This is a genomic window from Pararhizobium sp. A13 (genome assembly GCF_040126305.1).
In the GTDB taxonomy this organism is placed as follows: domain Bacteria; phylum Pseudomonadota; class Alphaproteobacteria; order Rhizobiales; family Rhizobiaceae; genus Pararhizobium.
Window position 1 is genome coordinate 3,002,732 of the sequence record NZ_CP149510.1, and the last position, 19,990, is coordinate 3,022,721.

The 19,990-nt window shown below is 59.9% G+C and carries 16 protein-coding genes and 1 tRNA gene; all 17 read left to right on the forward strand.

Translation table 11 applies throughout. The features are described from left to right. Positions 1-310: 310 nt before the first annotated feature. The 17 genes from WI754_RS14850 (at position 311) to WI754_RS14930 (ending at position 19,987) form a co-directional block, all read left to right on the forward strand. Positions 311-1,948, forward strand: a complete 1,638-nt coding sequence (locus tag WI754_RS14850) for a portal protein (protein ID WP_349434234.1) — start codon at positions 311-313, stop codon at positions 1,946-1,948. Next, the gene (locus WI754_RS14855) at positions 1,945-2,421 is read left to right on the forward strand and encodes a hypothetical protein (RefSeq protein ID WP_349434235.1); all 477 of its coding nucleotides are present in this window, start codon (positions 1,945-1,947) and stop codon (positions 2,419-2,421) included. The genes WI754_RS14850 and WI754_RS14855 overlap by 4 nt, the downstream gene beginning before the upstream one ends. Before the next feature lie 82 nt (positions 2,422-2,503). Further along, entirely contained in the window at positions 2,504-3,364 is an 861-nt protein-coding gene (locus WI754_RS14860) for a hypothetical protein (protein ID WP_349434237.1), read from the forward strand. A 98-nt stretch (positions 3,365-3,462) separates the two neighbouring features. After that, complete coding sequence (locus WI754_RS14865; protein WP_349434239.1) at positions 3,463-3,603, forward strand: HNH endonuclease; 141 nt, start codon at positions 3,463-3,465, stop codon at positions 3,601-3,603. Beyond that, on the forward strand, positions 3,603-4,049 hold the full coding sequence (locus WI754_RS14870; RefSeq protein ID WP_349434241.1) for an N-acetylmuramoyl-L-alanine amidase: 447 nt from the start codon (positions 3,603-3,605) through the stop codon (positions 4,047-4,049). Before WI754_RS14865 ends, WI754_RS14870 begins: the two co-directional genes overlap by 1 nt. Next, positions 4,046-4,294, forward strand: coding sequence for a hypothetical protein (locus tag WI754_RS14875; protein ID WP_349434243.1), 249 nt, complete (start codon positions 4,046-4,048; stop codon positions 4,292-4,294). The genes WI754_RS14870 and WI754_RS14875 overlap by 4 nt, the downstream gene beginning before the upstream one ends. Before the next feature lie 3 nt (positions 4,295-4,297). Next, positions 4,298-5,458: a hypothetical protein gene (locus WI754_RS14880; RefSeq protein WP_349434244.1), complete on the forward strand. Its 1,161-nt coding sequence runs from the start codon at positions 4,298-4,300 to the stop codon at positions 5,456-5,458. 9 nt (positions 5,459-5,467) lie between these two features. Next, positions 5,468-5,641: a hypothetical protein gene (locus tag WI754_RS14885; RefSeq protein WP_349434245.1), complete on the forward strand. Its 174-nt coding sequence runs from the start codon at positions 5,468-5,470 to the stop codon at positions 5,639-5,641. Further along, positions 5,638-5,973, forward strand: coding sequence for a hypothetical protein (locus tag WI754_RS14890; RefSeq protein WP_349434246.1), 336 nt, complete (start codon positions 5,638-5,640; stop codon positions 5,971-5,973). Before WI754_RS14885 ends, WI754_RS14890 begins: the two co-directional genes overlap by 4 nt. A 212-nt stretch (positions 5,974-6,185) precedes the next feature. Then, positions 6,186-6,261: transfer RNA gene (locus WI754_RS14895), tRNA-Asn, on the forward strand. Between the two features lie 206 nt (positions 6,262-6,467). Continuing rightward, entirely contained in the window at positions 6,468-7,433 is a 966-nt protein-coding gene (locus WI754_RS14900; RefSeq protein ID WP_349434247.1) for a hypothetical protein, read from the forward strand. A gap of 60 nt (positions 7,434-7,493) precedes the next feature. Further along, positions 7,494-8,090, forward strand: coding sequence for a hypothetical protein (locus tag WI754_RS14905; protein ID WP_349434248.1), 597 nt, complete (start codon positions 7,494-7,496; stop codon positions 8,088-8,090). After that, entirely contained in the window at positions 8,091-10,472 is a 2,382-nt protein-coding gene (locus WI754_RS14910; protein ID WP_349434249.1) for a hypothetical protein, read from the forward strand. 465 nt (positions 10,473-10,937) lie between these two features. Next, positions 10,938-11,399 (forward strand): hypothetical protein, encoded by a 462-nt coding sequence (locus tag WI754_RS14915; RefSeq protein WP_349434250.1) that lies wholly within the window; start codon positions 10,938-10,940, stop codon positions 11,397-11,399. Continuing rightward, positions 11,399-13,381, forward strand: a complete 1,983-nt coding sequence (locus WI754_RS14920) for a hypothetical protein (protein ID WP_349434251.1) — start codon at positions 11,399-11,401, stop codon at positions 13,379-13,381. The genes WI754_RS14915 and WI754_RS14920 overlap by 1 nt, the downstream gene beginning before the upstream one ends. Positions 13,382-13,390: 9 nt before the next feature. Beyond that, complete coding sequence (locus tag WI754_RS14925) at positions 13,391-17,050, forward strand: hypothetical protein (RefSeq protein ID WP_349434252.1); 3,660 nt, start codon at positions 13,391-13,393, stop codon at positions 17,048-17,050. 12 nt (positions 17,051-17,062) lie between these two features. Beyond that, complete coding sequence (locus WI754_RS14930; RefSeq protein ID WP_349434253.1) at positions 17,063-19,987, forward strand: phage tail fiber protein; 2,925 nt, start codon at positions 17,063-17,065, stop codon at positions 19,985-19,987. Positions 19,988-19,990 lie beyond the last annotated feature (3 nt).

A 19,990-nucleotide genomic window follows, 5' to 3' on the forward strand; every position in this document is an offset into this window, starting at 1 on the left:
AAAGAAGTGAAGAATGAAGGTGATCTAAAACGTCTCCAAGGGAAACACGAGGTCATCGACCACTTGGCAACCCTTCTCAGCGAATAAACAGGTCCACCATGTGCTTTAACAAGGCCCAAAAGACCCCGACGCCAGCGGCCCCGGCCGAGACGCTTCAACAGGTTGCCCCTGAGAAGAAGACCGCCGCGACCAAGGACAGCAACCCCCTAGCCATTGGCACCAAGAAGTACCGCAACGAAAGCGGCCTTGGCACTCCTGGCCTAAACTCCGGTTCACCCACCGGCCTCTCTTTGTCCAAGTAAGAGATTGAATGTCTGATGCCGTGAACGAAATCACGGCGGTCATCGACACTGACGCCGCGACGTATGCCCGACTTGAGGCTGACCGCGAAGATTTTCTGTGGCGAGCGCGTGAAAACGCCAAGCTCACCATCCCATCCCTGATGCCACCCGAAGGCCACTCGTCGGCCTCCCAGCTTTACAAGCCGTGGCAGTCAATCGGTTCTCACGGGGTTAACACCCTGACCTCCAAGCTCCTCATGACCCTCCTGCCAGCGAACGCTCCAATGTTCCGCTACTCAACCAGCGACAAAGCTGTAGAGGAACTGGCCCAGGACAAGAATGTCCGAGCCGAAGTCGAGAAGAAGCTCAACGAGATTGAGCGTTCCGTCCAGGATGAGATTGAAGGTCTCAGTATCCGAGCCGCCCTAGTGGAAGCCCTGAAGCACCTCGTGGTGTGCGGGAATGTCCTCCTATACCTCCCCAAGAAGGGGAACCTCCGAATTTTCCGGCTCGACCGGTACGTGGTCCAGCGAGACTACGAAGGCAATCTCCTCCGCGCAATCATCAAAGAGACGGTCGCCAAAGAGACACTGCCTGAAGACATCCAGCTCATGCTCCAGACCCCGAGTGATCTCCCGTCCGAAAAGGAAGGGCAGGTCAACGAGAAAGAGTATGACGTTTACACCGTGTTCTACCGCAAGGGCGACCGCTTGGTCACCCATCAGTCCATCAAGGGCATGAAACTGCCGCGCTCCGAGGGTTCTTGGAGGCTCGACAAGTCGCCCATCATGGCACTGCGATGGACCTATCTGCACGATGAAGACTACGGTCGCGCCTACATTGACGAATACGTCGGTGACCTCACGGGTGCGGAAGCTCTGTCCAAGGCGCTGCGCGAAGCCGCCGCTGCGTCCTCGAAGATCAACCCCCTGGTTAACCCCACGGGTCTAACGCGAGCCCAGGACATCGCGAACGCCGAGAACCTCGAAGTCATCTCAGGTCGCGCCGACGATGTCACAATGCTTCAGTTCGACAAGCAAGCCGACATGCAGGTTACCCAGACGGTCCTCCAGGACCTCATCACCCGCCTGTCTCATGCTTTCATGATGAACAAGTCCATCCAGCGAAACGGAGAGCGCGTCACAGCCGAAGAAGTGCGCACTATGATCTCCGACATCGATGATGTCCTCGGTGGTATCTATTCTCTCCTCGCTCAAGAACTCCAGCTCCCGCTGGTCATCCGCATCATCGATCGGATGGAGAGCGAAAAGAAGATTCCCCGCCTGTCGTCCCTCAAGGGGGCTGACGGTAAACCAGTCACTCGACCGAAGATCGTGACAGGTATCGAGGCTCTCGGACGCGGTCACGATTACAACAAGTATATGACCCTTGTGAAGGAAGTCCTCGCGCCCATCGGTGATGCCGCCTGGGCCGAAGTCAACCTCTCCGACTTCATCAAGAGAGCCGCCGTGTCGCTGTCAATCGACACCGATGGTCTCCTCAAGTCCCCTGAGGACAAGCAAGCCGCCCTCGATCAACAGGCCGGTATGCAGCAGGGTCAGATGAACCAGCAGATGCTCATGGACATGGTGAAGGGCGCAACCCCGCAGGTCGCCAAGGTGGCCTCTGAGGGCATCGCCCAACAAATCCAAGGAACACCCGAATGACATCGTTCAGCAAAGCATTCGCCTCGGCACGGAAGTCCGGTAAAAAGAACTTCTCGTGGCAGGGCAAAAGCTACAACACCAAACTAGCCAAGGGCGACAGCTCCCCGAAGAACGTCCCGACCCCCGGCAAGAAGCCGTCCCAGGTCTCCGCGACTTCCACGGCTGCTAAGGCCAAGCCAGCATCCGGAGTCAAGGCCGGTCCTGTCCCGATGAAGGACGTGGGTATCGCCCGAAAGGGCTCCCTGATCTCCCAGGCTAAGGCCCGAGCGGACAACGCCCCGGTCGCCAAGAAGACCGTGACCGGCCGAGCCCTCCAGGGTCCGCAGATCATGGCCGGTGCCAAGGCGCGAGCCGCCAAGGCATCCAATGGTGGCAAACAGGGTCCGACCCCGGAAGGCGTCTGGTACGCCCGTAAGGGTTCCGCGATCTCCATCGGCGCTGCCCGACGAGCCAACAAGCCCGTCAAGAAGTAACCAATAGAACCCGCCCCGCCTCTCAACGATGCGCACCGGGCGGGTCTTTCCCATTCTCCAACTCCCCCGAAAGAGAGCATCTATGTCAACAGTTCAATCCGCAGTTATCGCCGCCTCCGAGGCCACCGGCCCGTCCCTTGAAGAACAGTACGAAGCCCTGAAGGCCGAAGGTCTGGTCTCAGACGACGTACCCGGCGCAACCACCGAGGCAACCCCAGTTGCTCAAGGGGGAGCAGACGGTGACCAGGAGGGTGCTGAAGAACGCCCCTCCTGGCTCCCGGCAAAGTTCAATACGGTTGAAGAATACGTCACCTACAACGAGGGCCTCGAAGCCAAGCTGGCGAACCCGAAGGCAACCGCCGAGGAACCCCAGGGTGCCCAGGCGACCGCCGAGGAAACCGCTGCTGCTGAGGAAGCCACCAAAAAGGCTGGCCTCGATCTAGGCACGGTGTCCCAGGAATGGGCCACGAATGGTGGCCTGACCGATGAGACCTATACCAAGCTAGCCGACGCCGGTTATCCCCGCGAGATGGTGGACATCTATATCGAAGGTCTCACCAACCGAGCCAACGCCGTCGAACGACAGGCGCACGAGCTGGTCGGTGGAGCCGATACCTATGGCGAGATGATCGACTGGGCTATCGACAACCTGTCCCCCGAGGACCAGGAAGCCTTCGACGCCGCCGTCAATTCCAACAACCCGCGACAGGCGATGCTCGCCATCAAGGGTCTGAAGGCCGACTGGGAAGCCGCGCTCCAGGTCGAGCTGGCTGATGCCTCGCAGGAACCGGAAGCCCCACTGAACGGCAAGGGTGCCCCTGCGGCCAACGTCTACCAGACGCTTGACGACTACATGGAAGACCTCAACGACCCCCGCTACGACACAAACGAGACCTTCCGCAACCAAGTGATGCAGAAGCTCTCCCGCTCCAAGATCATGTAAGGACCTCGATGGCGAGAGACTACGCAAAGGAATACGCGGCCTCTCGCCGTCCAGATCGCCGCAAAGACAATGTCATGCGGAAACGCGCTCGGCGCAAAATGATCAAGAAGCATGGCGAAGCCGCCGTGCGTGGCAAAGAGATCGACCACAAGAATATGAACCCGCAGAACAATTCGTTCTCAAACCTCACGATCATGAGCCGCACGGCCAATCGCAAGAAACAACCCAAGAGAAAATAATGCGCTCCGTTAACCTGCTCGTCTGGCATTGCACCGCAACGCCGGAAGGCAAAGACTATTCCGTGGCCGATGTCCGCGCATGGCATAAGGCCCGTGGCTTCTCCGACATCGGCTATCACTACATCGTTCACCTCGACGGTCGCGTAGAGGCTGGCCGGCCGCTCGATCAGGTCGGCGCTCACGTCCAGGGCTACAACACCGGCTCCATCGGTTGCTCCTACGTGGGCGGCGTGGATGCTGACAACGTGAGCAAGGCCGAAGACACCCGAACCGATAAGCAGAAGGCCGCGATGCTCGCGCTCACCCGCAAGCTCGTCAAGGATTTCCCAGGCATCACCCGGATCGCCGGTCACAACGAGTTCGCCAATAAGGCTTGCCCGTCCTTTGATGTCCGCACGGACGCCCTGGGGAACGTCCCAGGCTTCAAGGCAGGACGCAAGCTGTGATCCATAAGACCTCGAAACGGAAGACCTCCAAGGTGCTCCTCGGGGTCAACACGCTCCTCGCATGGGGAGCCATCTTTTACGCAATCGCGCTCCAGCAAGCCGCTGTTGTCGTCGCCTCGCTAGTTGGGATTATCGCTCTCAGCTACGGGGTCTATGTTGGCGTCGGCCATATGGACTACCGCGCTCACCTGAAGAGTTTGGCCGGTGCTGTCTTCAAAACCGACAGCCAGAACCCTCAGGATTAACTCATGGCGAACACGCCTTACATCCAGCTCCCGGACGACCAGAAGGTAGTCCCGGTGAGCGCCACGTCCCAGAAATGGACGGATGACTTCGGCGGAAACGCCATCAATTCAGACAAGTGGGAAGTCGAGACTGACATTGGCGGTATGACCTCCGTGGTCACCGGCAGTACCCTCGCGGTCACGATGGGCGTCAACGCCAACGCCGAGTTGCGCCTCCTATCCCGTGAAACTTTCACGATCCCATTCGACATCGGCGTCTCCTTCCTGATGTCTCAGCGTATCGCCAACAACAACGTCTACTTTGAATTGGTCGAAGTGAACGCCGCTGGTGTTCCTGTCGTAAACGCAGCCCTTGCGGGTGACTGGAATAACCGAGCCGCGATCCTTCTTACAGGCACTTCCACGACAACCTGGAATATCGAAGCTGTAGGCGAGGGCGCGAGCGCCGTTGCGGGTGTCACGGTAACCTCCTCCAACTCGACCTCATCCGCCGTTGACGCCCTCCTAGAGGTTCGTCCTCAGGATATCTTGATGACCAACGTCCCCGCCAACTCGATTGGTGCACGTAGCGGCTCCGCTGGACGTATCTCCACGAGCGTTCCAGACCCCAATAAGGTCTATAAGGTCCGCCTTCGGTTCAAGAATGCCTCGTCGGCCCCGGCTACCAGTACCGTCGTGACGATAAATCGCGTGATTGTCATGGACGTGCAGGAGATCGCGGTAGAGATCGCTTCTGGCCGTGGCGATAGCGCCAGCGGGAAGGGCGTACCGGTCAACATGTCTAGCGGCGTGGGCCTCATAGCCACCAACTCATTCGGCTCGGGCACGACCGCCCACAAGTTGCTCGCGGCAGCAACGACCAATGCAACGTCGGTCAAGACCACCTCGGGTAAACTCCTGGGTGGTGTCCTGAAGAACCTCTCGGCCGCCAACAAGTTCGTCAAGTTCTACAGCAAGGCATCTGCGCCCACCGTGGGCACTGACACGCCGATCTTCACCATCGCCCTTTCGGCCAACGAGACGTTCCAGATTGCCGATTTCGTCGGACCTATTGGTCATTCGATCTCGACCGGTATCGCTTACGCGATCACGGGTGCCGTCGCGGACAGTGACACCACCGCTGTTGCGGCTGGTGACGTTATGGTCAACCTCATCTACGCCTAAGGAAACCCTATGCGCTGGCAAATCATGAACGGAGGCATCCCAACCGAGGGTGTCTTCGATGACAACATTCCTCTAGTCGGCCCCGGCGACGAAGGTTTCACCACCGATCTCGTCGCGGCGGAAGCCGCACGGGTCGGCGCAAGTGGCTGGAACTACACCGGTCCCTCGGAGAGCCATGAATGACCCTTCTGCGACCGTTCCTCCCTGGATTGGCGCTCGTCCTGGTCCTCGTGTTCGCCCTTTTCATGGTGAGCACGTCGGCCAAGCATCGAGCTACTCAGGAAGCTGCCTTCAAGCAGACCAAGCTCGATCTGGCCCAGGAGAAGCTCCTCCGCACCACCGAAGCCGCTGCCTATGCCGCCGACGCGGAACGGGCAGACGCCGCCTACAATCGCCTTCGGGCTCTCAATACCCGAGTGGAGGGCGTGAATGATTACGTCAAGGTCAATCCGACTTCTAGCAATCAGTGTCTTGATGGCGCTGACACTGACCAGTTGCGCGACCTTTGGAAATAAGACCGTAGCGCCGGTTTACCCGACGTTACCCGCAGACCTCCGGGTCTGTTTCCAAGAGCAGGTTCCGGCCCCAAAGGCTGGTCCACTGTCCAAGGGGCAGGTGATGAACCTCATCGCCAGCCTCAAGAAGTCTGAAGCGGAAAAGACCGAATGCGGTCGCCGCCTCATCGGCTTCTACGAAAGCCTGTCTCACCCGATCTAGGGTGGACTATTGGAATGTAGCTCAGTTGGTAGAGCAGCTCACTGTTAATGAGTTGGTCGCAGGTTCGATCCCTGCCATTCCAGCCAAATCTCAAAGTATCAGATCGGGAAGATCACTACACTATAGCCGCTCCTCTTTAGGAGGGCGATCTCCCTTTTGATTTAGCAAAGTGAATACTCTCAAGTAACCTCCGGCCCCCTCGGGGATAACCGCTAGATGAACACGAGTTTTCCGAAGCCAAATCACACCGAGCCGCTTTTGCCGCTCACTCTGATTACTTCCGAGAACTTAAATGCCCCAGTCCACAACCACGACCGCTGGTATCCCGGCCGGTCCGTCGCATAGCGACAACCTCTACCTCAAGGTCTTCTCTGGCGAAACCATGAAGGTCTTCAACAAGCGGACGGTCCTCAAGGGTCGCCACCGCGAACGCACGATTGCCTCGGGCAAGTCGGCTTCCTTCGCCGCAATCGGCAAGGCCGCTGCTGAGTACCATACGCCGGGTAACCTGATCCTTGGTCAGGACATCAACCACGGCGAAAAGGTCATCAGCATCGATGACATGCTCATCAGCTCGACCTTCGTGTCCAACTTCGAAGAAGCGATGAATCACTACGAGACCCGTAGCGAGTACGCCTTCCAGATGGGTGACAGCCTTGCCCAAGCTTACGACCAGCACCTCTTTGCTATCGCCACCAAGGCGGCTGCATCCGGCACGACCGGCGCTGTTGCTGAAATGGGCGCTGCCACGGAAGACAAGATCGGTGCAACGCCGTCGATCTCGAACATCGTGGACGCGATCTATAATGCTGCCGCGTACTTCGACGCCACGAACATCCCGGATACCGAGCGCACCGCGTTCGTCACGCCGTCCCTGTACTGGGACCTCGTGCAGGACGGTTCGTTCCTCGACCGCGACTTCGGTAACGAAGGCAACGGCTCCAAGTCGAAGGGCGGTCTCTACCGCGCCGCTGGCATCGACATCGTTCCGTCGAACAACCTCGCGCTGAACTTCGGTGTCGCCACCCTTCCGGGCACCCGCGCTGGCGCTGGCGTTACCGATTACACGGTAGACGGCACGAAGTCGCTGGTCCTCATCATGCAGAAGCAGGCCCTCGGCACTGTCAAGCTGATGAACCTCGCGACCGAGAAGGAATATCAGGTCGGCCGTCAGGGCACCCTGATGGTCTCCCGGATGGCTACCGGTCACGGCGTTCTGCGCCCTGAGTGCATCCGTCTGATCTCCGCGAAGGTCTAATCCACTCCATAGGGAGGTCCTTAATTGGGCCTCCCTTTTTTTCCTTTGGGAGGTTTCCCCGTGGCCGTTAACGCCTACACCGAACTTGAGGCGGTCAACCTCATCCTCCGCAACATGGGCGAGGCCCGTGTAAACTCCCTCATCAATCCACCGCTAGATGCCGCCGACGCCCTTGGGACCCTCCAGGAAGTCTCGCTCGAAGTGCAGAAGCGCGGATGGTATTTCAACACAGAATTACATCGGTTCATTCCCGATAACACCGGTACGATCGGTCTCCCCCCGAACACCCTGGGTGTATCCGCAGTTGGACCCGACAGGGGCCTCCAAGTCGTCAATCGGGGCGACAAGCTCTACCGGATCAAGCCTTACGACAACGGCTCGACCTTCACCGGTCCCGTCCACGTTGCCCTCGTGCTGGGCCTTGAGTTCGATGAACTCCCCGCCAGTGCCCGGTCCTACATCGCTATCCGCGCCGCAAGGGTCGCCCAGGTGCGCGTCGTAGGTGACCAACTCTCCGGCCAGGAGGACCAGCAGGACGAAACCCGCGCCCTCGCGGAACTCCAATCCGAGCAGCTCTCCACGGAGAAGCTCTCGCTCAAGAACTCCCTGACCGTCGCCAACGCGCTCTCGGGGGCAAACATTGTCCTGGTCTCCTAAATGTCCGCAATTTCCGGCGCTATCGCCAACCTCATCGGCGGCGTGTCCCAACAGCCGCCCGAAATCCGCGCCCCGAACTCTGCCGAAGCTCTCATCAACTCTTGGTGTGACGTGGCATCCGGCCTCGCAACACGACCAGCCGCACGACACATTGCCCGTGTGGCAACCGCGCCGACACCTGGCACCTCTGTGGCTACCCATACCATTCAGAAGCCTTCCGGGGACTATGAGGTAACCGTCCGCAACGGTGCGATGTTCGTCACCGACCTCAATACCGGCGTGAACCAGTCCCTCACTGTCACGGGCAGTGCTTCCGCCTACATCGCCAGCTCCGACTACGCAGCCGACATCCGCTTCGTGACCGTGGGCGACACGACGTTCGTCTACAACCGTTCCAAGGTGTGCGCCGCCTCGCTTCAGGCGGAAACCGCAGGTGTCCTCCTGGGCAACATGGACGGTGCCACGCGCCGTATGAACCCGAATCTCCTCGGGACCGTCTGGGTTCGCCAGCGGCTCGGCTATGGAGCCAACTACGCGGTCTATCAATCCGATGTTCAAAAGGGTCTCGTGACGACCGACACGATGACGACGGGTCAAATTGCTGATGCTCTCCTGACCAACGCCCAGAGCAATGGAATGGTGGGGCTGAAGAAGGGCGCGAATGTTCTATCGTTTACACTCCCCAGTGAAGCCGACTGGGTTACCTCCCAGGACGACCTCGCCAACACCGCGCTGTTCTCGTTTAACGACAGTGTCACCGAGTTTACCAAGCTCCCGAACGTGGATCGCCTTGGCCGCATCGTAAAGGTGGAACAAGCCGCCGACGAGGACAAGGACGATTACTGGGTCTGGTATGTGAAGGGGAAGTGGGCCGAAACCTACGGCTGGAACGCCTACGAGGTGCCGAACGCGAACACCATGCCCCACGTCCTCGTGGACAACCGGGATGGCACCTGGACTTTCAAGACGCACTCGTGGCCCGGTCGCCTCGTGGGTGACAAGGACAGCAACCCGACGCCTACCTTCATCGGTCGCACGATCAACTGCATGTTCCTGTACCGTGGCCGGATGGTTATCCTCTCGGATGAGAACTTCATCGCCTCCGAGATCGGCAACTACGAGAACTTCTACCGCACCACCTGCACCCAGCTACTCGATGACGACCCGATTGACGTGGCGTCGCCCAACAGTCGCGGCGCATTCCTACATACCGGCGAGGAGTTCGATGGGAAGCTCCTGTTGTCCAGCAAATTCGACCAGTTCGTGGTTGATGGCTCCCAGGATGACATCCTTTCCCCGAACACGGTGACAATCAAAAAGGTCAATGCCTACAATATGTCCCCGAATGTGCGCCCAGCGCCCATCGGCCCGAACCTCGTGTTCGTGGATGACTTCCAGACCCGAGGCTTTGCGCTGTTGCGCGAGTATCAGGTCGAGCGGGTCTTCGGACGGCAGGTTGCCCTCTCGATAACCGATCAAGTCCCCGAGTATATCCCGAGCGGCGTCTACACGCTGGCCGCATCCGCCTCGGACGATGTCCTCCTGGCCCTCAGTTCCGGCGAACGTAAGGCCGCATGGCTCTACAACTACTACTTCAACAGCGACGGCAAGGCTCTTTCCTCGTGGCAGAAGTGGGAGTTTCCCTTCGAGGTGTACGGCGGGTCCTTTATGGACGACCGGTTGCTTCTCACGGTATCCTACGGGGGCTACATCCACATCGTTGCGTTCTCTTTTGAACCCGGCGTGGACAGTGTGCTTGATGAGGACAGCGTTCTCCTGGACATGGGCGTCACGTCCGATCAGGTGACGGTGTCCTATGCCGGTGGGAACACCACGTTCACCCTTCCGTATGCCATCGCCAACGATGAGGACCTCGCAAACTTCCGTGCGGTCATCACTCCGACAGCCTCTGGCACCGAAGGGGCAGGGCAAGCCTATACCCCGACCTCCCGCAGCGGGGACACCGTGACGTTCGCCAACCGCGATCTCAGGGACCTCGATCTAAACTTCGGCCTACGCTACCGGTTCTACTGGAAGCTCAATCCGATCTACGTCCGCGACAAGAACCTCGTCGCCATCCAGGACGGACGCCTCCAGCTCCGTTACGTCTCGATGTTCTTCAATAACTCGGGACCCTTCGAGGTCCGTGTGACGCCGATAGGTCGAGAGACCTACATCGCCAAGTACACCAACTTCCTCCTCGGATCGACCACGAGCACCCTGGGAGCCCTCCGGCTCAACAGCGATAAGTTCCGCACGGCGGCTTATGGCGAGGGTGACAAGGTCGGCATTGAAGTCGAAGCCTACACCCCGTGGCGGGTCCGGTTCTCCTCCCTCGAATGGGATGGCGCTTACCGAGCACGGAAGCAAAGGACCACTTAATGAACTATGAGATACGGGGGGTTCGGGATGGAGACCTCCCGTACCTCGCAGCAAACCTCCGAGCTGCCGACGCTCGAGAACTCGTGGCAACTTACGGCAACGCCGCGTTTCTACGGGCTCTAACCCAGTCGGCTTATCATTCCCACGAGGTTGCCGTGTGTGAAGGGGACGGTGTCCCTATGGTCCTCTGGGGCCTCCACCACCTCAACCCGACCAGCGCCCTAATCTGGTGCTGTGCTACGCCCCTTGTGAACAAGTTCCGTGTCCCGTTCGTCCGTGAAAGCCGCGCCATCATTGGCCGCTGGTTCAAGGAAACGGACACGCAAATCCTGTTCAACTTTTCCCACGCCTCGAATGCGCTCCATCACCGATGGCTCCGCTCGTGTGGCGCTACTGTCCTCCCCGCCGTCCCGTGTGGCCCCCTGGGTGAGCCGTTCAGTCCCTTCGTAATTCGGAGAAACGCATATGTGTGACTTTGGTCTCGCCCTCGGTCTCGCTTCCGGCATCGCTTCCGTTGCTGGCGAAGTAGACGCCGCTGGGAAGAACACCGCAATCATCAACCAGCAAGCCAAGCTGGAGTACAGCGCCCAGGAGCGCGAACGCCTCGTGGAAACCGACGCCGCTCTCAAGGAAGGCTATCAGGCCCAGCTTGAAGCTGACCGGGCTGTCTCCCAGGGACGCGCCGCTGGCGAAGGCATGGGCGGTAGCACCGCTGGCCTCCAAGTGGCCGAGCAGAAGCGCCAAGGCGCTCTATCGATCGCCAATGCCAAGGACCGGGCGCAAGCCGCCAACGCCAACTACGCGATGGCCGGAAAGAACACCCAGATCGGCGCTCAGAACCGCATCAACACCATTCAGCCCAACCCGTTCACGTCGTTCACCAACGTCGCCACGGCGGGTCTTCAAGGATACGGAGCCTTTAAATAATGGCCGCACCACAACAGTCATCGGTTCCCGTCTACAAGGAAACCTCCAACATTCCGAACCCGAACACCGCGTACTTCCAGTATGACGCGAGGGACACCCCAGGTGCCGCCCTCGGGAAACTCCTGGGTGTCTCGGTGGACGCGATCCAGCGCCACAAGCAGCAAGAGGACAAGGGTCCCTCCACGATGGAGCAAGAGCAGCTCGCTGCCCTGGCGTCCGTTGGTGCCGAGAAGGACCGCCTGAAGCTGGCCGGTGGCAAGTCGATGTTCGGCATTATGAAGGACCCCGACAGTTCGATGGACAGCTACGAGTTAAACCGTGGCCGTCGCGATGCTGACCTATACGCCGGGAAGCTCCGGGACGAATACGCCGCCTCTGGGCTGGCCGACAACGATGACCCAAAGGCTTTCCAGGCTTTCGTCCAGGCCAAGCAGAAAGAGATGTTCGAAACGTCCCTCAAGGACGCCGACCCCTCCTACTACCACGGCTTCCTGACCCGCGTGGCCTCGTCCTACGAGGATATGGGCAGGGCTCACGCCGGGAACCTAGACACCTTCATCTCCGCTAAGAACAAGCTGGCGATGGAGAGCCGGATCGAGGCCAAGGTCGGTATCGACATGGCAACCGCCAAGGAAACCTCAGCGTTCGGCCAGTTCATGAACGAGATCATCGGGGTCGAGAGCGGCGGCAACTACAACGCCTTCCACGGAAACGGCAACAACAACCGGGTCCGCTTCACCGACATGACCATTCAACAGGTCCTAGATTGGCAGAAGGGCGGCGAATGGCGTCGTCTCGGGGCTGGTAGCTCCGCAGTCGGCAAGTACCAGTTCATCGAGAGCACCCTGAAGGACGTTGTCCGTGCCTCGGGCATCGACCCGAACACCAAGTTCACCCCGGCCGTCCAGGACAAGCTCATCATGCACCGGCTGTTCACCACTCGGAACATGAAGGACTACCTCGACGGTAAGATTTCCGATGAGGAGATGGTGGACAAGCACCTCGCTACCGAGTTCGCTGGTCTCAAGAAGACCGATGGCCGTGGCGTCTACGACGGTGACGGCATCAACAAGGCCAGCCTATCGGCCCGACGCACCATCGCCGCCCTCCAGCGGTTCAAAGAAGCCTACATGCGCGATCCGGCATCCGTCGTTAAGAAGGATGAGGACGGTAAACTCGTGATCGGGGGTCCCGCCCAGTCGGCCATTGGTGCCGAGGTGGAGAACTCCGAAGCCGAGTTCGGCCTACCGCAGCCCGTCGTCCGTCAGGCCGCAGCCAACGCCATCGTCAAGATGCTGGAAGCTGACCCCTCGCTAGCCGAGCGGGATGACCTGGAGGACATCATGGCGAACGCAAAGCTCTCCCGAGCCGAGCGTGACAGCGTCCATCAAGTCCGCGACCGGTTGCGCGAGGAGACCTCCACGAAGGCGCAGATTGCCGAGCGTGAACAGGAGGCCCAGCTCGTTGCTGCCGCCGACAAGTACGTCCAGAACGGCGACCAGGAGGCCCTCCAGGAAATCCGTCAGGTCAACCCTGAGATTTACCAGAAGCTCCTATCCCTCCAGGCCAAGCCGGGGAATGCCGCCGACTACGCCGAGAGCAACTCAGTGTTTGCCAGCGGTGTCTCCTACGATGACCCCGAGACCCCCGTGAACACCATGAGGGCCTACGCCGAGGGCCAGATCGACAAGGTCACCTACTCGAAGGTGATGAAGCAATACAACGTCGTCCAGAACGCGAAGGACGTGCTCGACCTCCCAGGTGTGGACGCCTTTGTCTCCTCCCTGGAACAGAGCCTCCCGGTGACCGTTCGGTCCCAGTTCAAGCAGGGCCTCGCCACGATTGCGGAAGACCTCCGCGAACAGAACGAAGGCCGACGCCCCTCGGTGACAGCCATCATGGAGGAAGCCCAGAAAATTCACGGCCTCCTCTCTGCTACCGGTCAGACCGACCAACAGCAGCTCATGACCAAATACGAATAAGGAATATCAATGCCAGCTTGGGAACCGCAGAAGGATGGGAGTTTTCTCCCCTCCGCTGACCTCATGGCGCGTGTTCGCGCTAACCCGCAGCAGTACCCGGATGCGGTCTCCGACTTCGCCAAGATCACCGGAAAGACCGAAGACGAAGTCCAGGCCATCATCGATAACCCAGGCTCCTCGGGGTTCTGGGGAACCATCGGCGGCACTGTCGTCAACGTCGGGCAGGGCGCTATCGCCGCTACTGCCGTCGCAGCCGAGAATCTCATCCCTCAGGAAACCCTCGGTGACGGTGCCAAAGACCTCCGCTCCTACGGCGAGAGCCTCGATCCGAAATTCGATACGGAGAAGGGCCTGGGGGAAACCCTAGCCGAAGGTGCCGGTCAGGCCCTCCCTGTTGTCGCCGCGACCATCGGAACGGGCGGCTGGGCCGGTATCCTCGCGGGTGCTGGTGTCGCCACTCTGACCTTTGAAGACGACCAGAACCTCGCCAACGTAATGCAGGAGATCGCCCCCGAGGCAACTCCCGACATCCTCGTGGTAAACCCTGAGGACGACGAGTTCACCAAGACCTCCAAGGCCCTCGTCACCAACATCCTCACCGACGCCGTCTTTGCCGGTGCCTTCGGTGTCGCCGCCAAGGCCATCAAGGCGCTCCAGCGAGGCGCTCCCGTCGAGGAGATCGCCGCCATCGCCAAGGAAGCCGATGGTGCCCTGAGTGACGTGGCGTTCACCGGGACCGAGGTCGCCACGATCTCTAAGACCGCCGCTCGCAAGCGTCTGGCAAACCAGATGCAGCTCAAGGAAACCGCTGGGGCTGCTGTCCCTGACGTGGCTGTTTCCCCGGAACACCGCAAGGCGTTCATGGAAACCGTCATGTCGCCGGTCAAGCGTCTGAAGGATCGCACCGACACGGTTGCCAAGGGTCTCGACCAGTTCCGCACCGAGCGGTTCGCTGATCTCACGACCACGATGGACAACGTCCTCACCGCGATCACCAAGGGTGACGACAAGGCCCTCTACGCTACCCTCAAGGCTGGCGTGAAGGCGAACAACGCCACCGAAGCCGCATATATTAATGTGTTCCAGAACTCGCTCCTCAGGGCAACCCTGAAGGAAATGCACAGCACCTTCGATGAGACCGTAAAGCTCATCCGGGAACAGCCGAACATTCCGACGAAGACTGCCTTCAAGCAGACCCTCACGGATTTCACCGAGCTGGCTGGCAACATCGGTGAGCTGGACCGAATCTACGGCTCGTCTGCCTCGTATCAGCTCCTCACCCGCAAGGGCATGGACACGGTCGAGGGTTCCCTCGAAGACATCACCGCCGCCCAAGAATGGGCTAAGACCCAGTTCAAGGATGTCGGCTTCGATCTGTTCTCCGACAAGCTGGAGTTCGTCACCTCCCAGGCCCTCAAATGGGAGGAGCTGGGTGTGGACGCTTCGAAGATCCTGCCCGAACTGGACAACATGTTCACCAAGTTCGACCAGGAACGTCAGGGTGTCCTCGCAAACCTCCGCAGCAACGCCACGGCCAAGCTGTCCGCCGAGGAGAAGATGACCGCCACGGCTCAGTTCGTGCGCATGGTCAAGGACATCCAGTCCACGGCCCTCCTGGGACAGCTCTCCACGACCGGCCTGAACGTCGCGTCGGACACTATCAACAACCTGATGCTCCCCTTCCTGGAACACACGGTCGCCAAGGGCAACCTTCGTCGCGCCGGGACCGAGTACGCCGGTTACGCCGCAGCGCTGCGCACGTCCACGTCCATCGCCAAGAAAGCCTTCCTGTCTGGGAAGGGTGTTCTTGATGACTTCGACCTCATGGACGGCGCTCATTCCTCGCTCCTCGACTACGACAACCTCAAGGGGTTCCCGAAGCTCATGGTTCGGATGTTCAAGTTCGCCACGGATGCCTCTCTGGCTTCCTCGGAGTTCTGGAAGTCCACCCGAGCCTTCGGTCTGGCTTACGCCGATGGCCTGGAACTGGCTCTCAAGTCGGGCAAGGGCAGGGTAGAGGCCAAGCAGATCGCTCGGCAGTTCGCCCAGGACCAGTTCGATGACGCCGGTCGCCTGACCAACGCCATGTATCGCAACGATGTCTCCAGGACCGCGTGGCAACAGGCGATGGACACCAGGTACTCCACCGGGAAACTCGCGCAATCCATTGACAACGTCCGTAACCGCGACGACGCGGTGGGCCTCCTGGCCCGTTCGGGCATCCCGTTCTTCCGAACCCTCGTCAACATCGGCTCCGACAGTATGCAGTACATCGTCCCTCCGGGGATGCCGGCTGCTCTGAGGGCGATGTCGAGGACCAAGAAGGGCGGCTGGCTGGCCCAGTTCCCGAAGACCATTCGGGCTCTCGATGACTTCACTGGTGCCAATGGTGCCGCCGCCCAGGCCCGAGCAATCGGTCGCCACCGGATCGGCATGGCCTTCACAGCGTCCGCCCTGGGTGCCGTAGCTCTCCACGAGAATGTCGAGATCACGGGTGCCTCCGGGACGAAGCGTTGGGATGCCAAGAAGCGAGCCTTCGAGGAATACCCGCCGAACTCAATCATCATCAACGGGGTCTCCACCGATCTCAACCGGCTCCTGCCGTTCTCCGCGCCGCTTATGCTGGCCGGGATGCTGCGGGACATGGAGATCGAGAACGAACTCCAGATGAAGGACGGCAACTTCAGCGGTGACAGCGATGTCTCCGACGCCCTGGTCAACTACGCTCCGGCCTTGGTCTACACGACCATGACCCTGTTCCAGGACAGTGCCGCGATGCAAGGCGTGTTCGATCTGTCCACCGCCTTTGACGAGGCGATCTCCGAGGGGTCACCTGACGCCCTCGTGACATACGGCCAGAAGTATCTCCAGCAGTTCACCCCCGGTACGCTGAAGATGATGGCGAAGAACACGAACCTCGACCAGTACGAGGGATACGACTTCTACACCGCCTACGCAGCCGCAGCCGGGTTCCCGGTAGGCTTCAAGCGCCTGGACTTCCTGGGTGAGCCGATCAAGCACGGATATTTCCGCGGTGTCGATCCGTTCAACATGAAGGAACTCCACACCGACGAGCCTGTCCGCAAGGAGTTTGTCTTCCTGAATAAGACCGAGGGCCTCGCCCTGGTCCCCGCCAAACCGGACGCAGTGTTCGACAAGGCGTTCTGGAAGAACCTGGGTGTCGATACGGGCAACGCCTTCTCCAGTGGTCAGATGCCGTCCCTCGTGGACCTGAAGACCACGACCGGGAAGAACGGGTGGGAGGCGTACCGAGAGTACCTATACCAGGGCAGACTAGGCGACGACAAAATGATCCCAACGTCATCCCAGGGTGACCGGATCGATATCGGCAAGGTGCTCGTCAAGAAGGGTGAAAACTTCGCGGACGCTGTAAAGCGCCTCGTGGAAACCCCGAGTTACCAAGGGCTCACGCCCGATGCCAGGACCAAGGTCTGGAATGCCGTGTTCGGTCATTTCAAGAAACAGGCCAAGGACCAGCTCGCTGATGAAATCGTCGTCAACCCGGATGTCTTCAAGGACAGCCGCTACGGGTCTCCGATCACGGAACCGACCACACTCTCCAAGACCGAAGACGCCGCCAAGGCTCTCGGCGCTGGCCTTCAGCAGACTAGGGGTTCCCCTCTGGACGCTGCCTTCGCAATAAAATGAGAACTCTAACGCATGGCGACAACCATCTTGTATCCCGGCCTCACCGGGGCACAGTCTGACTTTGCTATTCCTTTCGAATACCTGTCAGTCGCACACGTTCATGTAACTTTAGAGGGGGCTCCGGTCCCCTTTACTTTTTCCAGCAAGTACCTGATCCACGTCACGACCCCTCCGGTCGGCACCCTGAAGATCGCCCGTATCACTCCGGCCTCCCAGACGATCAACGATTACACTGACGGCTCGATCCTCGCTGGGAACGACCTCGACAATTCCTTCTACCAGAACCTCTTTGTCAACGAAGAACTCAAGGATGAGGTCACCGTGATCCACACGGAGCTGACCGACCGCCTGGATGATCTTCAGCTTGACGCCGACAGCAAGGCCCCTCTGGTCCACACCCACGACGCCTCCAGTGTCACAACGGGCCAGTTCCCGGATGCTCGGATCGCCTCCATCGACGGCTCGAAGATCACCGGCATCATCGATCCCGCACGTCTCCCGGTTATCCCAGGGACAACCCAGGAGCTTTCCTCGGGTGACCTTACGAACTTGACGGCCGGACAGAAGGCCAACATCAGCCGGGGCGCTGTCGTCACCACGACGGATGGCAAGCGTTGGCTGTACACCGGCACGGGCGACAAGGCCCTGGAGGCATCCTACATCCTCCTGGCGGACACGACCCCTGAGTGGAACGCCGTCGCCAACAAGCCGAACTTCGACACTCTGTATCTCGGGAAAACCGGTGGAACGCTTACCGGTGATGCCACGATTAACAAGTCTGGGGACGCGGCTCTCCGGGTGCAGTCGTCTGATGCAAACCCGCTCCTCGAACTGAAGCGTCCGACAGGGACCTTCGAGGTCAAGAACAACGCATCGAACCAAATGGCCGTCAACTGGTATGACGCCGCTGGCGTCTATCAGCGGACACCCTTCATGGTCAAGAACGACGGTCAGGTGCGAGTGGACGGTGGTGACCTTATGCTCACCGGCCTCGCTGGCACCGTGCGCTCCTTCAAGCTCGCGTCTTCGGGGGTATCACGCTTCAAGATCGGCCTGGGTAGCGGACCTGAGGGAGGGGGCAACGCCGGATCGACCTTCGTCATCTGGCGGTGCGATGACGCGGGTAATGACATCGACACCCCGTTCCTGATCGACCGAGCAACTGGCATCCCGATTATGCGTGGTTCCGAAGTCACCCTGAAGAACGCGGCATCCAGCACGGCACAGCAGATCACGCGCGTTGTTGCCGAGAGTGGCACGGGCTCGGCGATCCTCTCCCTCGACCCCGGCAACAACGGATACAACGTCCGCGACTTCTCGATCAGGGCCAGCAACAACGGCGGCAACCAGATCACTGCGTCTTTTTACGTCTCCAATGCGGCAACCCCTGCGAAGGCTTTTGACATCCTACCCAGCGCGGTGACCAACTTCACCAACCGTCCGACATGGAACGGTGTGGGCCTCGCGACCCAGGCTGAAGCCGCTGCCGGTGGAGGTGGTGCCGGTGTATCGTCCTTTGCTGGACGCACGGGCGCTGTTGCTGCTACCGCAGGGGACTACGACTCCGCCAAGATCACACATGGCGGCGGTACTGTTAACGACACCCTGACAACGCTGTCCAACAGGACGCAGCTCGTCTTCACGCCCGAGCAATACGGAGCTGTAGGCGACGGGACGGCAGATGACATCGGTGCCTTCAACAGCATGATGGCCGCGATCCCAGACAACGGACCTTCGCTGGTCCTCCTGTCCAAGCGCTACTACCTGTCTGCCCAGTGGCAGATCAACAAGAGTGGCATCCGCATTTCAGGCCGTGGAGGCATGGACTACCTGTCCAGCCGGGGCACTGCGATCATCTTCAAGAACAACGCCTTCGACGGTATCATGGTTGGTACGAACGTAGACGGGACGATGGTCTACGGAATCGAGATGGACCACTTCCAGGTGGTCATGCAGACCTGCACAGACAGCACACGCTTCATTGCGGTTGTCGCAGGTGCGGCGCATGTTCGGATGACGCGAGTGCGTATGCTTGGTTCGAGCAACAACTCGGCCAACCAGTGCAACGGTCTGTGGTTCCGCGACGGCCAGTCACTTAACCTCGATCAGGTCTACATGGTCGGCGTGACCGCTGAGTATTGCTTCTTGCAGTCGGCGGCTCTCCAGATCAACAACCCCGGTGGTGACCAGCGCTGGATTTACGGTAACCGTCGTCCTGACGTGGTCGTCGCCTACGCCTGTCGGTTCGCCGCAGAAGACGGCAACACGCGCACCCAGGCTGTCCGCCTTGGTGGTACTGCGTCGGCGTCGTTCGGTTCGTCTATGTTCCGAGACTGCACCACGGTGTTCTGTAAGAACCACTATGTTGCTGAGAAGGAACTTGGCGACACCACGCAGGGCCTCCCGTCGTTCTTCTACGTCATGGGCAAAGGTGGTGAAGGTGCCAGCGGTGATTACATCCGTTTGGTTCACGGCTACCACTTCATGATGGGCAGCGTCTATCTCGGCACGGCTGACGATAGCGGCTCCGGTGGCTCTGGCCTCGTGGTCGAGGCGACCTTCGGTGGCCCGGTCACGGCCAACGGCAACTACATCAAGTCCACGGCGAAGCATGTGGTTCACCTCAAGGGCTCCCAGGACATCACGCTCACCGGCAACACCTTCGGCCGAGCTGGCGTGGGTTCCTCGCAGGTGTACAGCAACGTCCGCATCGAGAGCGGGACGAAGGAAGTCATCATCAGCGGTAACAACCTGACGAACCTCGTACCGGGAACGGCAGAGCCTTACTCGGCAACCCGCTACGGTCTCGACAGCGCGTCGAACGACAACATCGTCATCAACGGCAACCGCTGCCGGGGTTCCCTCGGGGACATCCGGTATCCCACCGGGGGTACGATGGCGGTCAGCGGCAACCTCGGAGCTGTCACCACCTTCTAATGG

Excerpts from the sequence above, each read along its gene's own strand:
- WI754_RS14850 (WP_349434234.1), top strand. The coding sequence starts at position 311 with ATGTCTGATGCCGTGAACGAAATCACGGCGGTCATCGACACTGACGCC.
- WI754_RS14855 (WP_349434235.1), top strand. The coding sequence starts at position 1,945 with ATGACATCGTTCAGCAAAGCATTCGCCTCGGCACGGAAGTCCGGTAAA.
- WI754_RS14860 (WP_349434237.1), top strand. The coding sequence starts at position 2,504 with ATGTCAACAGTTCAATCCGCAGTTATCGCCGCCTCCGAGGCCACCGGC.
- WI754_RS14865 (WP_349434239.1), top strand. The coding sequence starts at position 3,463 with ATGATCAAGAAGCATGGCGAAGCCGCCGTGCGTGGCAAAGAGATCGAC.
- WI754_RS14870 (WP_349434241.1), top strand. The coding sequence starts at position 3,603 with ATGCGCTCCGTTAACCTGCTCGTCTGGCATTGCACCGCAACGCCGGAA.
- WI754_RS14880 (WP_349434244.1), top strand. The coding sequence starts at position 4,298 with ATGGCGAACACGCCTTACATCCAGCTCCCGGACGACCAGAAGGTAGTC.
- WI754_RS14885 (WP_349434245.1), top strand. The coding sequence starts at position 5,468 with ATGCGCTGGCAAATCATGAACGGAGGCATCCCAACCGAGGGTGTCTTC.
- WI754_RS14890 (WP_349434246.1), top strand. The coding sequence starts at position 5,638 with ATGACCCTTCTGCGACCGTTCCTCCCTGGATTGGCGCTCGTCCTGGTC.
- WI754_RS14900 (WP_349434247.1), top strand. The coding sequence starts at position 6,468 with ATGCCCCAGTCCACAACCACGACCGCTGGTATCCCGGCCGGTCCGTCG.
- WI754_RS14910 (WP_349434249.1), top strand. The coding sequence starts at position 8,091 with ATGTCCGCAATTTCCGGCGCTATCGCCAACCTCATCGGCGGCGTGTCC.
- WI754_RS14915 (WP_349434250.1), top strand. The coding sequence starts at position 10,938 with ATGTGTGACTTTGGTCTCGCCCTCGGTCTCGCTTCCGGCATCGCTTCC.
- WI754_RS14920 (WP_349434251.1), top strand. The coding sequence starts at position 11,399 with ATGGCCGCACCACAACAGTCATCGGTTCCCGTCTACAAGGAAACCTCC.
- WI754_RS14925 (WP_349434252.1), top strand. The coding sequence starts at position 13,391 with ATGCCAGCTTGGGAACCGCAGAAGGATGGGAGTTTTCTCCCCTCCGCT.
- WI754_RS14930 (WP_349434253.1), top strand. The coding sequence starts at position 17,063 with ATGGCGACAACCATCTTGTATCCCGGCCTCACCGGGGCACAGTCTGAC.